This window comes from Lentzea sp. NPDC004789 (assembly GCF_053601075.1).
The window spans coordinates 1-13,073 of the sequence record NZ_JBSGBE010000010.1; the positions used below are offsets into that span (position 1 = coordinate 1).

A 13,073-nucleotide genomic window follows, 5' to 3' on the forward strand; every position below is an offset into this window, starting at 1 on the left:
ATTCAGATCTGGAAAATGGCCTGCTCGCGGCCCCACGCCGTTACGGGTAGACCTCGAACTCGTAGATCCGCGCGGCGGTGTTGCCGTTGTTCGCCGGCGTGGTGACGTTCAACCGCACGTACCGCGCCTGCCGTTGCGTGATCGGGTGGTAGCCGCGGCTGGCGCGCACCGCGGACACGTCCACGACCGTCGTCCAGGCACTTCCGTCGAGCGACGTCTGGATCGCGTACGCACCGGTGTTGAGCCCCGTGCTCTCACCGCCGAGCCCGGCGTGCTTGAGCACGAACGACGACACGTTCTGCGCCGAACCGAGATCCACCTGCAGGAACTTGGTGCCGGCTGCCAGCGAGCACCACTTGCCGGTCAGGCTGCCGTCGAACGCCTTGGCCGCGGCTTCGTTCGCGTTGCACGGGGCCGACGCCGTGGCGGGCTTGCCGAGCGCGAGGTTCGGGCCGAGGGCGGGCGCGGGCGGTGGGGGCGTGAAGCCGTCGGTGAACGACGGCGGCACGTCCGCCGCGCCGGTGCCCCAGCTGCTCGGCGTGGTGCCCATGCCGAAGTTCAGCGTCGTGGCGCCGGCGATGTCGGCGTAGCGCAGCCACGTCCGGCTCGACGCCACGCCGTTGCGGGCGAAGCTCTGCACGTACTGGGCGGCGGGCCCGGCGCCCGTGCCGTTGATCTGCAGCATGCCGCCGGGGCGGGACACCGTGATCGAGCCGAACAACGGCCCGTGCAACGCCAGCACGTCCGAGCCCGGCGTCGGCGGGTACAGGCCGAGTGCGGCCCAGACGTACCACGCGGAGGTGGCGCCGAGGTCGTCGTTGCCGGGCAGGCCGCCGGCCGCGGTGGTGAACGACTCGGTCATGACCCGGCGCACCGCCGCGCTCGTGCCCTGCGGGTGGGCGGCGTAGTGGTACGCCCACGGCACGCCGTGCTCCGGTTCGTTGCCGATGTAGAAGTACGGCAGGCTCAGGCCGCCGTTGAGCTGGGTGAAGTGGTGGTCGAGGCGCTGGATCGCCGTCTTCGGCCCGCCCATCAGGGTGATCAGGCTGCCGTAGTTCCACGGCACCATCCACGTGTACTGCGACGCGTTGCCCTCGGTGTACCCGGTGGGGCTCGCCGGGGTGACCGGCCACGCCCACGACCCGTCGGCGTTGCGCTTCTGCACGTAGCCGGACTCGGGGTTGTACACGTTGGACCACCACTGCGCGCGGGTCATGTAGGTGTTGTACTTCGCCGTGTCGCCAACAGCTTTCGCGAACTGCGCCACGGCGAAGTCGGACGCCGAGTACTCCAGGGAGTCCGACGGGTCCTCGGTGACGTAGTGGCGGCTGAGGTAACCGGACTGGCGCCCGCGGATCGTCTGGCCCTGGGTGGTGCCGCCGTTGGAGCTCTTGTCCATCAACGTCAGCGCGGCCGTGGTGTCGAAACCGCGCACGCCGAACGCGTACAGGCTCGACACGATGATCGGGCCGGGGTCGCCGGTCATCACGAAGTGCTCGTTGCTGTTGTGCGACCACTTGGGCAGCAGCCCGCCCTGCTGTCCGGCGAGGACCATGGACTTGGCGATGTCACTGGATTCCGCGGGTGCGAGCAACGCGATGAGCGAGGCCCACGAGCGGTAGATGTCCCAGCCAGAGTAGTTCTGGTAGACGGTGTGGGTCACCGTGTGCACCGCCTGGTCGAAGCCGCGGTACTGGCCGTTGACGTCGTTGGCCACATTGGGGTTCTGGAACACGTGGTACAGCGCCGTGTAGAACTTCTGCAGGTCCGCGGTGCTGCCGCCGGTCGCCTGCACGCGGTTGAGGACGTCGTTCCACGCCGTGTCGGCCGCGGCTTTGACGCCGGGGAAGTCGAAGGCCGGGTTCTCCGCGGTCAGGTTCGCCCGCGCGCCCGCGACGCTGACGAACGAGAGGCCGACCTTGAGCTGCACCACGGGGTTCGCCGACGTGTCGAACGTGAGGTAGCCGCCCGAGTTCACGCCGCTGGTGCTCGCGGACCCGTCGGTCACCGCGTCGCCGAGCCAGGTGCCGAAACCGGTCGGCGCGCGGTCGAACTCGATGGCGTAGAAGAGCTGGTAGGTCTTGGCCGAACCGCAGAAGCCGCCGCCGGTGAACGTCCCGGTGAGCTGACGGCCGTTGATCGCGAGCGACCCGCTGCGGTTGCCCGTGGCGCTGCGGCTGCCGTTGACCAGGACGCGTGCGGTGGTGGTGCTCGGGTAGGTCAGCCGCATCAGACCGGTGCGCTTGGTGGCCGAGAGCTCGACGCCGGTGTTGTAGGTGTCGAGCCGGTTCTTGTAATAGCCGGGCGCGGCCGCCTCGTTGGCCTTCGTGTACGCGCCCGCGTAGGCGGTCCAGTTGGTGCCGGGGGAGGTGGCGAGTGCGCCGGTGACCGGCAGGATGCCGAGGTCCTCGTTGTTCCGGCAGCCCGCGCCGTTGAAGTGGGTGAGGCTGAACTCCTCGATGCTCGTGTCGCTGTAGCGGTAACCGGACGGCGAGGCGGTCGGGGTGTCTGGGCTGAACTGCACCATGCCGAACGGGACCACGGCACCGGGATAGGTGCTGCCGCCCGCGCCGCCGGGCACCGGGTTGGGCGAGTTGCTGTTGTCGGTGCCGATGAACGGGTTCACGTGCTGCGTGAGGTTCAGCGTCGCGGCCGCGGCGGGCGTGGCGGTGACCACGCCCGCGGCCAGCAGACCGGCGACGAGCAGGGGAAACGAACGTCTTGCGGATCGGTGCAGGGAACCGGACATGACCTTCCTTCCTCGGGTAGACAACGTTGTCAGAACACGCGCGGGACCGAGATCGTGACACGCCGGACTTCGCAGGGAACAGCGCGTGGACCTCTGTCAGCAGGCGGGGAAGAGCCCCCTCGTGCCGCCGGTGGCGTCGTGGTCGGTGAAGCGGCAGCCGAACTTCGGGTCGTCGGTGCGGCGGACGTCGTCCCCGGCCGGCCGCCTGCCCCCGTCCACCCAGGAGGTCAGGTCCCGCCACGCGGCGCCGACCTCGGCGGGGGAGAACTCGCAGTGGGCGACCGTGCGGATCGCCCGCTGCACCACCAGCTCCGTGCGGCCGAACCGGGCCGCGTCGGCGCGGTAGTCCTGTTCCATCGAGAACGGCACGAACAGGTCGCCGACCCCGTGCAGCGTCACGACCGGCGCGCTCGGCAGGCCCAGCACCGCGGGGATCTGGGTGAGCGCGGGCGTGTAGCGGGCGACGGGGTTCGCGACCCGGACCCGTTGCACCGACCGGTCGACGTTCACCGGCGAGTTCGGCCGGTATCGGGCGGTGATGTTCGTGGCGATCTGCAGCGGGTTCTCGGCCAGGCTGTCGCTCGCGGGCGAGGTGACCAGGTTGAACAGGAAGTCCTGCCAGTACGCGTACGCCGCCGCGCTGCCCGGCCGGGCGCCACCGGACAGGGTGGTGACGATGGCGCGGAACTGGTCGTCGTGGCCGGCCAGCGCCTGCTCGATGCGCGGCACCACGGCGGTGAGGTAGTCCGCCGGCGGCGGGTAGGCGTGGACACCGGTCAACGCCTGCGCGACGAGGTGGTAGCTCAGGAAGTAGTCGAACAGCTCGTGGTCGCCGAGCGCGCCGCACATCGGCAGGGCACCGGCGTAGAAGCCCGGGTACTGCTCCAGCGAGCGGGCGATCACGTGCCCGCCCATGGACACGCCGGCCAGGAAGACCTTCTTGGGCCGCTGCACTTTCCGGCCGAACAACGTCGCGAGCTCGCGAGTGGTGGTGACGCCTGCTTTCACGTCGTAACCGTTGTCGTAGTAGGACGACGCGGCCCACGCGTAGCCCTCGTCCAGCCAGCGCTGCCGGAGCCCGTACGGCGGGGCGTCGACCGTCAGCACCTTGCCCGTGCCGCGATAGCCGTGGGCCCACAGGGCCAACCGGCCGTTCCAGTTCGGCGGGACCTCGATGACATAGCCCGCGTGGCTGTGCACGCCCTGGATGACCGTCGCCGGTTTGCCACCGACCACAGCCGGTGTGAGCGGCGGGTTGCTGATCGTGTAGCCCGGCAACGGTGACTCGTCGTCGGTGGCGGCGGCGGGGTGTGCGGCCGCGACGACGAGAGCGAACGACAACGCGACACTGAGCAGTCGTCTCATGTCCGGGACGCTACTGGTGTTCCGGCGGTCAGGGCATGAGGCCGTTCGGGCGTACGGGCTTTCTCGGATTTTCGGATCGGTCGCCACCGGCCGCGATGTGCGCACAATGGGCCCGTCAGTTCTCGGACGCATTCGCCGCGGTGTCCCTGCCCCCGTTTCCTGTTCCAGGAGAAGGTAAATGCGGCTCAAATTGATGAGCGTGATCGTCGGCGCCGCCCTGCTCGCCGGCCTCGGCACCGTCCCTCAGTCCCAGGCGAGCGACGTGCAACCGGACATCATCGGCGGCGGCACCGTGCCAGAAGGCGGTGCCCCCTGGGGCGCGCAGGTCAGCGTCGACGGCGGGTTCTGCTCGGGTTCGGTGATCGGCCCGCTGTGGGTGCTCACCGCCGCCCACTGCGGCCGCGGTGGCAGCGTGCGCGTGGGCAGCCAGCGGCTCGGCCAGGGCCGGAGCATCCGGGTCGTGTCGGACTACACCAACGGTGACGTGGCGCTGAAGAAGCTGGCCTCGTCCGCCGGTCCAGGCACCTACCTGCCCTACGCCGCCACACCCCCGCCGATGGGCGCCACCGTGCAGATCTACGGCTGGGGCGGCATCTCCGCACCGGGCGGCCCGCTCGCGCAGTCGATCAAGACCGCGAACCTGCGCGTGGTCGCGGTCGGCGGCACGATCAACGGCGCCCCGATCAACGGCCAGGCCTACTTCGGCGACTCCGGCGGCCCGATGACCTACAACGGCCAGGAGATCGGCACCTGCACGGGACCGGTCGGCGGTGGCGGCGACCCGTCGCGGCTGACCGTGGCGTACCAGAACATCCCGCAGCGGGCCGCGTGGATCCAGCAGACCACCGGCATCCGCCCCGGCGGCCGGTAGTCACGTGAGGACAACGCCGCGCACAGCTGTGCGCGGCGCTGTCCGTTCGGTCAGCCGATGTTCAGCCGCCACTGCTCCTGTGCCGAGCCGGCCACGCAGTTCCAGAGCTGCAGCGGGACCCAGTCGTCCGTGGTGCCGTACGGCACGTCGATGCACCGGCCGCCGGCCCGCTGGACGATGTTGTGGTAGCCGTTGCCGAGGTCGACGAGCTGCCACTGCTGGGTGAGGCTGCCGTTGCAGTTGAACTGCTGGGTGCGCGCGCCGTTGCCGCTCCAGCCGTACTCGGTGTCGATGCACCGGTGGCTGTTCTGGTTCTGGATCTCGTAGTAGCCGTCCCGGTTCTGGATGAACAGGAACTTCGCCGCGGGCGTGTGGTCGCAGTGGAACTGCTGGATCCAGGCGCCGTTGTCGTCCGACCCGTGCGCGACGTTGGCGCACTTGCCGCTGTTGCGGTTGATCATCTCGGCGTAGAACGCGCCCGGTGCGGCGAAGGCCGGTGCGATGGTCGCGGCGAGCGCGGCGATCGTCAGGCCGGCGACGGCGGCGCCGCGGGCGAGTCTGGTGAGCATGCGTGGCACTCCCAACTGCTGTGGATGGTTCCCCCGACTGGGGCGCCGCAGACGCTAGGCAGCGGATGCGTTGCCACATAAGGGAACTAGCGGCCAATGGCCGGTACCGGACAGCGGTCAGCCGGACAGCGGCCGGCCGTCGTCCCGCACGAGCACACCGGTCTCGCTGACCGCGGCCAGGGACAGCGTCTTGTAGCCGACGTCGTCGAACAGCACCATCAGGCGGTCGGCCTCCTGGTGCACGATCGTGCCGCGGCCCCACTGCTCGTGGCGCACCACGACGTTCGGCGAGTGGCCACCACCCCTGGTCGACCCACCCTCGTCGCAGATGTCGCAGTTGCCGCACGGTTCGTCGAGCTGCTGTCCGAAGTAGCCGAGCAGGAACCGGCGGCGGCAGTCCCGTGCCTCGGCGTACTGGTGCATCACCTCGACCCGGGAACGGTCGCGCCGCGCCTGGCGTTCGGCCTGCCCGGCGACCGCGGCGACGGCCTTGGCGGGCGGGGGAGCGCCTTCCCGGTACCACACGCGGTCGTGGTCGGTGCGCACGATCTCCGCGCCCTCCAACAGGTTCACCACAGCGGTGACCTTGCGGCGGGAGCGGTCCAGCCGCCGCGCCAGGTCGGTGATCGCGAGCCCGGCCCGCCGGCGTCGCACCGCCGCGGCGACCTCGTGCACGCACTCGCGGTCGAGCCTGCGGGCGGCCAGGAACTGTTGCAGCCCTTGGTCTTCCGGACGGTGGAACAGGATCACCTCGGCAGGTTCCCCGTCGCGGCCCGCCCTCCCGATCTCCTGGTAGTACGCGTCCAGCGAGCCCGGTGTCGCGGCGTGCGCGACGAACCGCACGTCCGGCTTGTCGATGCCCATGCCGAACGCGGAGGTGGCCACGACGACAGCGAACTCGTCACGCGCGAAGCCGTCCTGCACCCGTCTGCGGTCGTCGGCCTTCATGCCGGCGTGGAACGCGGCTGCGGCCACGCCCCGTGCGGCCAGCTCGGCGGCGTACCGTTCGGCGTCCTTGCGCGTCGGCACGTACAGCAGGCCGGGTCCGTCCCGCTCGGCCACCCAGTCGACGACCATCCGCCCGCGCTCGTCGGCGTCGGTGCAGAACCGCACGGCCAGGTGCAGGTTCGGCCGGTCGAACCCGGCGACGATCACCGTGGCGTCGCGCAGGCCGAGGTGCTCGACGACGTCGTCGCGGACCGGACCGCTCGCGGTGGCGGTCAGCGCGAGCACCGGCGGATGACCCAGCCGGTCGATCACGTGCCGCAGCCGCAGGTAGTCGGGCCGGAAGTCGTGCCCCCACGCCGAGACGCAGTGGGCCTCGTCCACGACGAACAACGACGGCCGCGCCTGGTGCAGCCGGTGCAGCGTGCCGGCGTTCGCGAGCTGCTCGGGCGCGAGGAAGAGGTACTCCGTGCGGTCCTCGGCGAACTCCCGCCAGATCCGTTCGTTGGCCTGCGCCGGCTGGGCCGAGTTGATCGCGGCGGCCGGCGGCGCGGTGGTGGCCCGCAGCGAGGTGACCTGGTCGCGTTGCAGGGCGATCAACGGCGACACGACCACGGTGGGCCCGTCGAGCAGGATCGCCGGAACCTGGTAGATGGCGGACTTCCCGGCACCGGTCGGCATGACGACCAGCACGTCCCGGCCGTCGAGGAGGTGCCGCATGGCCAGCAGCTGCTCGGGACGCAGCTCGGTCCAGCCGAAGACCTCCTCCGCCGTGCTGAGCAGCTCGTCCGTTCTGGGCAGCTCCTCTGTTCTGGGCAGGTCGTCGTCATCCGGCATGGCGCAGGTCGTAGCGCTGGGCGGCCCACGCGGCGAGGCGCGGGCGCAGGGCGAGGAAGACGTCGGGGTCGAGGCCCATGCCGGTGTGGGTGCTGTGCACCTCGACGCACTCGGCGGACGGGTCCAGGCAAAGCCGCCACGGCACGATGCCGTCCGACTTGGAATAGATCGACAACGCGGGCAGCTCGGACGGCAGCGGAGCCGTGCCCGCCCGGACGTTGTCCTCGTAGCAGGTGCCGCCGAGGCAGTCGGCGGTCATGAGGCCCGGCACGCCGAGCTCGGACAGCCTGGCGAGCGCCCGTGCGGCGAGCAGCACGTGCGGGTGGGCGCCCAGCGGGTCGAGCACCGGGCTGCCCAGCATCACGAGCCCGGACACCAGGTCCGGCCGGCGAGCGGCGGCCAGCCGGGCGAGCCCGCCACCCCGGCTCTGCCCCAGCAGCACCACCGGGCCACCGGTGGCCTCCGCGTGCTCCTCCAACCGCCGTTCGATCCGGTCCACCAGCTTCGACGTGCACCCCACGTTGAACCCGACACCCGCTCCCGCCGGCACGTAACCGCGGTCGCGCAGCCAGGTGGTCGCGAACGTGAGGCTGAAGTCGTTCGCGCCGAAGCCGGGCACCAGCACCACGCCCAGACCGGCGCCTTCGTGGGGGTTCGCGTCCCGCCACACGGCGTGACGCAGCAGGCGCGGGATGGTGAGGGCGGCGACGGCCACGTGTTCGCGCGCCAGCAGTTGCAGGTTCATGGTCGGGAGTTAGCCCGGCGGGGCGCGGGCAAACCCAGGACAGGATCACGTTTGGGCGCAGTCAGGCAGTGCGGCGCGGTCGACCTTCCCGTTGTGGGTGAGCGGGAACCGGGGGAGCGCGGTGATCCGCTCCGGGACCAGGTAGGGCGGCAGCTTGGCCTCCAGGTGCCTGCGCAGGGTGTCCGCGTCGGCCCGGGCCGGGGTGACGTAGGCGACGAGGCGTTTGCCGCCGCGGCTGCCGGTGGCGACCACGACGGCGCCGGTCACGTCCGGGTGGGAGAGCAGCGCGGCCTCGATCTCGCCGAGCTCGACGCGGAACCCGTTGATCTTGACCTGGAAGTCCTCGCGGCCGAGGAACTCGAGGTTGCCGTCCGGGAGGTACCGGCCGAGGTCGCCGGTGCGGTACAGCCGTTCACCCGTGACCGGGTGGGTGATGAAGGACGCGGCGGTCTTCTCCGGGTCGCGCCAGTAGCCCATGGCGACGCCGCGGCCGCCGATGTGCAGCTCGCCGGGCACCCAGTCGGGCCTGCGGCGCAGGGCGGGGTCGAGGACCTCGAAGAACTGGTTCGCCAACGGCGTGCCGTAGGGGATGCTCGGCCAGCTCGGGTCGACCTCGCCGATCTCGTGGAGGTTCGACCAGATCGACGCCTCGGTGGCACCGCCCATGCCGATCAGCGTGATGTCCGGTGTGGACAGTGCGCGGATGCGGTCCGGCAGCGACACGGGGATCCAGTCACCGCTCATGAGCACGAGCCGCAGCGAGTCCGGCAACCGCAGCTCGCGGCCCGCGCTGTACTCGACCAGCATCTCCACGAGGGCCGGCACGCTGTTCCACACGGTGACCCCGTGCTCGGCCAGGAGGTCGGCCCACTCCCACGGCGCGCGTTCGGTTCCCGGCCCCGGCACGACGACGGCGCCACCGGCGGCGAGCGGGCCGAAGATGTCGTAGACGGACAGGTCGAAGCTCAGCGACGACAGCGCGAACACCCGGTCGGCCGGGCCGACGCCGAAGCGCCGGTTGACGTCGAGGACCGTGTTCAGCGCGCCGCGGTGGTCGATCATCACGCCCTTGGGCAGACCGGTCGAGCCGGACGTGTAGATGACGTAGGCGAGATCGCCGGGAGCTCGCGGCCGCTCGACGGCCGGCTCCTCGCCGGTCAGCACGTCGGCGTCGACCTCGACGTGCTCGCACGGCAGGCCTTCCACCACGTCGGGCTGGGTGAGGGCGAGGGTGATCTCCGCGTGCCGCAGGAGGTGGTGCAGCCGTTCGGCGGGAAGGTCGGGGGAGATCGGCACGTACGCGGCACCGCCGGCCAGCGCGCCGATCACGGCGGGCACCTGCTCCCAGCCCTTGCGCATGATCACGGCGACCATGCGGTGCCCGCGCACCCGGCTCGCCAGCCGCGCGGCGCCTGCGCGGAGCTCGCGATAGGTGAGGGAGCGCGAACCGGTGACCGCCACCGCGTCCGGGGTCCTGGCCGCCTGCTCCCAGAACGGTTCGTGCAGCAGCAGGTCGTCGAACGGGTGACCGGTCGAGTTGACCTTCTCGCGGAGGCGGAGCTGGTCAGGCGGCAGGCACTCGGGTGCCGGTCCCAGCCACGCCGACGGGCGCTCGGCCAGGGTGCGCAACAGGGTCTCGTGCGCCGCGATCATGCTGTCGACCACGCCGGCCGCGAACAGCGCGTCGGCGGTGTCCCAGGTGAGCCCGTCCTCGACGCGGTGGACCAGCCAGGTCCCGATGGCGAACGCCGAAGCGGGCACCGGGAGCTGGGCGTGGACGTCGCGCGCGCAGTCGAGGAACGACCGTCGCGGATCCACGTCCACGATGACGGTCCGGTCCGGCGGGACGGAGAAGTGGACCTGCGACTGGGCGGACCAGTCGGCGACCACGCGGGCGAACGCGGTCGCCAGCACGACGTGCAGCGGCACGTCGTGGCTCGTCAACGCCTGGCGGACGGCCTCGGGGAGTTCCCGGTGGCGTCTGCACGTCACCGGGTCCCGCACGGTGGCGGGATCGGCGACCAGCGGCAACCTGACGGTCATGCCGCGTCGACTCCCTTGCGGGACAACGCGTCGCGGATGTCGCCCATGGACCGCATGGTGGCCATCTCGGCGTTGGTGAAGCGGGTGCCGAACGCCTTCTCGATCCGGACGAGCAGCGCGACGTGCCGCATGCTGGTCCAGTTCAGCACGGTCTGCTGGTCGGACTCGTCGGTGAAGCTGTCCGCGGGCTCCTCGAAGACCTCGGCGAACACCTCGGCTAACGTCATGGTTCGGCTCCCCTCAGAACCGGTAGTACAGGAACGGCGACGGACCGCCGGCGAACACGAGCGCGGTCGCCGCGGCGGCACCGGTGAGCAGGGCCCAGCGCAGGTTGAGCTGCCAGTCCAGGCGGATCTTCGACGGCTTGTCCGGCAGCTGGGCGATGGCGGGCAGGCCCACCTCGTGGCGGCCGAGGATCTGCTGGGTGTTGCGCGGGAAGAACACCGCTATCGCCAGTAGCGCGAGCACCCACAGCACGACGGGCGTCACGGTGATCGCACCGAAGAGGTTGGTGGTGCCGAAGAACTGGCCGGTCGGCGCGCCGGACGGGCCGAACCCGAACATCGCCGCCAGGACGGTGTTGGCGGTGGCGAGGCCGGGTGCGCGGAAGTAGGTCAGCGACGCCACGAAGGTGATCATCATGAGCAGCCAGCCGACGACGCCGGGCATGCGCAGCTTGGCCTCGCGCCACACGAGGTTCACCGCCATCGCGACGCCTTGGATGCCGCCCCAGACCACGAACCCCCACCCGGCGCCGTGCCACAGCCCGACGAGCAGGAACGTGACGATCACCGGCAGGCACAGCACCAGCAGCACCCGGACGGCGGTGGAGTGGCCCTTGGTCATGCTGCGCCGCATCAGGTTCGCGGTCAGCGGGGTGTAGACGAAGTCGGTGAACCAGCGGGTCATCGTCATGTGCCAGCGGCGCCAGAAGTCGATGATGCTGGTGGCCTTCAACGGCGAGTTGAAGTTGAGCGGCAGGCGGATGCCGAGGGCGTACCCGATGCCCAGCGCCATGTCGGTGTAGCCGGAGAAGTCGAAGTAGAGCTGCAGCGCGTAGGCCAGCATGCCGAGCCACGCGTTGGCCACGCCGATGTCGTCGTGGCCGGAGGCGAAGGTGAACAGCGTGCCCGCGTACGGTGCCACGCTGTCGGCGAGGACCGCCTTCTTGAACAGGCCCATCGCGAACATCGTCGCGCCCACGGCGATCTGCGTGGTGCCGGTGCGCTCCCGCACCGGGGTGTCCAGCTGGCCGAGCACCTCGTTGGGCCGTACCAGCGGACCTGCGGTGACGTACGGGAAGAACGTGCCGAACAGGGCGTAGCGCAGCACATCCGGGCGCTTGGTCTGGCCGGCGTAGGAGTCGATCAGGAAGCCCATCTGGATGAACGTGTAGAACGACAGGCCGATCGGGTACGCCGCGGTCACCTTGCCGAGATGCGTGCCGAGCAACGCGTTGAGGTTGTCGGCGAGGAACCCGGTGTACTTGTAGGTGCCGAGCAGCACGAGGTTGCCGACGAGCCCGACCGCCAGTGACAGCCGGCGCGAACCGCTTCCGGCCTCGCGCGTGCTCATCCACCAGGCCACGAGGAAGTTGAAGACGACCGATCCGATGAGGACGACCAGGAACCCGGAGCCCTGGAAGGCGTAGAACACGAGCGACGCCATCACCAGCCAGCCCAGCGCCGGCCGTTGGTCGGGAAAGACCCGGCTCAGCAGGTGGTGGCCCGCGACCACGACCGGCAGGAAGCCGAGCAGGAACACGTAGGACGTGAAGGTCAGCGTCATCTCTTCACCCCGGTCACCAGGTCGGGCATGTCGGCGAACACGTCCTGCAGGCACTTCCACGTCGGGTGGATGTGGTCGACGAAGTTCTCCGGCACGCAGTGCGGGAAGCCCGCCGGGTCGTAGTGGTTGTAGGCGATAGCGCCGTGCGTGTTCTGCAGCTCGGTGGCGACCGCCTGGAGGCCCCGCAGGGTCTTGCCGAACGGGTAGCTCTGGATCCGCCGCCAGTAGTCGGGGTGGTACGGCGACTGCGCGACGAACACCTTGACCCCCTTGGCCTTCAGCCAGTCGACCAGCCTGCCCATCAGCTCGACGGCGCCGCGGTCGATGCCGGGACGGGTCGGCCCGGCGCGCAGGATCTCGCCGTCGACGGCCTTGTCCACGAACTTCCGCGTGAACTTGGCCTGGCTGGCGCGGGACCAGTGCAGCGACCCGTCCGCGGCGATGACGTCGAGGTCCTGCGTCTCGGCCTCGGAGGTGAGCTTCGGATCGGACCTGGCCGCGTCGACCTGCAGCCAGCGGCTGAACACGTCCGGGAAGTAGTACTGCCCGGACACCTGCTGCACCGGCGCTCTGTCCGCGTAGGACACCGGCTGAACACCGAGGCGGCGGGCCATCTCCGCGTAGTCGGACTCCCAGCCCTTCCAGTCGTAGGTGGTGCGTTCCGGAATGGCCTGCAGCGACACGAAACGCAGGCTGAACACGATCGTCTTCGGCAGCCGGCCCGCCTTGTCCAGGATGTTCGTCAACGCCAGCATGTCCTCGACCTGGTCGTTGCTGACGAAGGCGTTGTAGACGGTGTGCCCGCCGGGGACGAGCTCGGAGCGCGCCTCCTGCCACCGGCTGCCGCCGAAGATCACGACGTCCGGGGTGGTCCTCATCCGCTCGATCGTCGCCTTGCGGACCTTGCGCAGGTCGAGGTTGGGATCGTAGTTGGCGAGGTTCTTCCCGTCGGCCATGCCTTGTGCGACCTCGGCGATGGCGTTGTCGTCGTACACGTACGGATTGAGCCTGGCGTTGGCGACGCCGACGGCCGCGAACACGGCTCCGGCCAGCACCACCACGACGAGCAGGTAGATGAGGGCCGGGCGCTTCCCGGGCGGTCTGCCCGTCCGGTCCTGCGGTTCGGTCGCCACTGCGGTCGCCATCGGTTCCCCCCTTGCC

10 protein-coding genes are annotated in these 13,073 nt (G+C 70.5%); 1 reads left to right on the top strand and 9 read right to left on the bottom strand.

Annotated features, from left to right (window positions below):
• Positions 1–40: 40 nt before the first annotated feature.
• On the bottom strand, positions 41–2,749 hold the full coding sequence (locus ACWEIJ_RS22895) for a GH92 family glycosyl hydrolase (RefSeq protein ID WP_449839239.1): 2,709 nt from the start codon (positions 2,747–2,749) through the stop codon (positions 41–43).
• Positions 2,750–2,845: 96 nt separating this feature from the next.
• Positions 2,846–4,114 (bottom strand): hypothetical protein, encoded by a 1,269-nt coding sequence (locus ACWEIJ_RS22900; protein ID WP_449839240.1) that lies wholly within the window; start codon positions 4,112–4,114, stop codon positions 2,846–2,848.
• Between the two features lie 178 nt (positions 4,115–4,292).
• Between ACWEIJ_RS22900 and ACWEIJ_RS22905 the strand changes: the two genes are divergently transcribed.
• Positions 4,293–4,985, top strand: a complete 693-nt coding sequence (locus ACWEIJ_RS22905) for a S1 family peptidase (protein WP_449839241.1) — start codon at positions 4,293–4,295, stop codon at positions 4,983–4,985.
• 50 nt (positions 4,986–5,035) lie between these two features.
• Here the strand turns inward: ACWEIJ_RS22905 and ACWEIJ_RS22910 are convergent, their stop codons facing one another.
• The 7 genes from ACWEIJ_RS22910 to ACWEIJ_RS22940 all read right to left on the bottom strand — a co-directional run bounded on the left by ACWEIJ_RS22910 (position 5,036) and on the right by ACWEIJ_RS22940 (position 13,057).
• Positions 5,036–5,554 carry an RICIN domain-containing protein gene (locus ACWEIJ_RS22910; protein ID WP_449839242.1) on the bottom strand — a complete coding sequence of 173 codons (519 nt, stop codon included), beginning with the start codon at positions 5,552–5,554 and terminating at the stop codon, positions 5,036–5,038.
• 117 nt (positions 5,555–5,671) lie between these two features.
• Complete coding sequence (locus tag ACWEIJ_RS22915) at positions 5,672–7,336, bottom strand: RecQ family ATP-dependent DNA helicase (protein WP_449839243.1); 1,665 nt, start codon at positions 7,334–7,336, stop codon at positions 5,672–5,674.
• Positions 7,326–8,081 carry an esterase/lipase family protein gene (locus ACWEIJ_RS22920; protein WP_449839244.1) on the bottom strand — a complete coding sequence of 252 codons (756 nt, stop codon included), beginning with the start codon at positions 8,079–8,081 and terminating at the stop codon, positions 7,326–7,328. Before ACWEIJ_RS22920 ends, ACWEIJ_RS22915 begins: the two co-directional genes overlap by 11 nt.
• A 45-nt stretch (positions 8,082–8,126) precedes the next feature.
• Complete coding sequence (locus ACWEIJ_RS22925) at positions 8,127–10,124, bottom strand: amino acid adenylation domain-containing protein (RefSeq protein WP_449839245.1); 1,998 nt, start codon at positions 10,122–10,124, stop codon at positions 8,127–8,129.
• Positions 10,121–10,351, bottom strand: coding sequence for an acyl carrier protein (locus ACWEIJ_RS22930; RefSeq protein WP_449839246.1), 231 nt, complete (start codon positions 10,349–10,351; stop codon positions 10,121–10,123). Before ACWEIJ_RS22930 ends, ACWEIJ_RS22925 begins: the two co-directional genes overlap by 4 nt.
• Before the next feature lie 13 nt (positions 10,352–10,364).
• Complete coding sequence (locus tag ACWEIJ_RS22935; protein ID WP_449839247.1) at positions 10,365–11,912, bottom strand: MBOAT family O-acyltransferase; 1,548 nt, start codon at positions 11,910–11,912, stop codon at positions 10,365–10,367.
• Positions 11,909–13,057, bottom strand: a complete 1,149-nt coding sequence (locus ACWEIJ_RS22940; protein ID WP_449839248.1) for a hypothetical protein — start codon at positions 13,055–13,057, stop codon at positions 11,909–11,911. Before ACWEIJ_RS22940 ends, ACWEIJ_RS22935 begins: the two co-directional genes overlap by 4 nt.
• Between the last annotated feature and the right edge of the window lie 16 nt (positions 13,058–13,073).

Coding starts and splice junctions, on each gene's coding strand:
- ACWEIJ_RS22895 (WP_449839239.1), bottom strand. CDS start 2,749: ATGTCCGGTTCCCTGCACCGATCCGCAAGACGTTCGTTTCCCCTGCTC.
- ACWEIJ_RS22900 (WP_449839240.1), bottom strand. CDS start 4,114: ATGAGACGACTGCTCAGTGTCGCGTTGTCGTTCGCTCTCGTCGTCGCG.
- ACWEIJ_RS22905 (WP_449839241.1), top strand. CDS start 4,293: ATGCGGCTCAAATTGATGAGCGTGATCGTCGGCGCCGCCCTGCTCGCC.
- ACWEIJ_RS22910 (WP_449839242.1), bottom strand. CDS start 5,554: ATGCTCACCAGACTCGCCCGCGGCGCCGCCGTCGCCGGCCTGACGATC.
- ACWEIJ_RS22915 (WP_449839243.1), bottom strand. CDS start 7,336: ATGCCGGATGACGACGACCTGCCCAGAACAGAGGAGCTGCCCAGAACG.
- ACWEIJ_RS22920 (WP_449839244.1), bottom strand. CDS start 8,081: ATGAACCTGCAACTGCTGGCGCGCGAACACGTGGCCGTCGCCGCCCTC.
- ACWEIJ_RS22925 (WP_449839245.1), bottom strand. CDS start 10,124: ATGACCGTCAGGTTGCCGCTGGTCGCCGATCCCGCCACCGTGCGGGAC.
- ACWEIJ_RS22930 (WP_449839246.1), bottom strand. CDS start 10,351: ATGACGTTAGCCGAGGTGTTCGCCGAGGTCTTCGAGGAGCCCGCGGAC.
- ACWEIJ_RS22935 (WP_449839247.1), bottom strand. CDS start 11,912: ATGACGCTGACCTTCACGTCCTACGTGTTCCTGCTCGGCTTCCTGCCG.
- ACWEIJ_RS22940 (WP_449839248.1), bottom strand. CDS start 13,057: ATGGCGACCGCAGTGGCGACCGAACCGCAGGACCGGACGGGCAGACCG.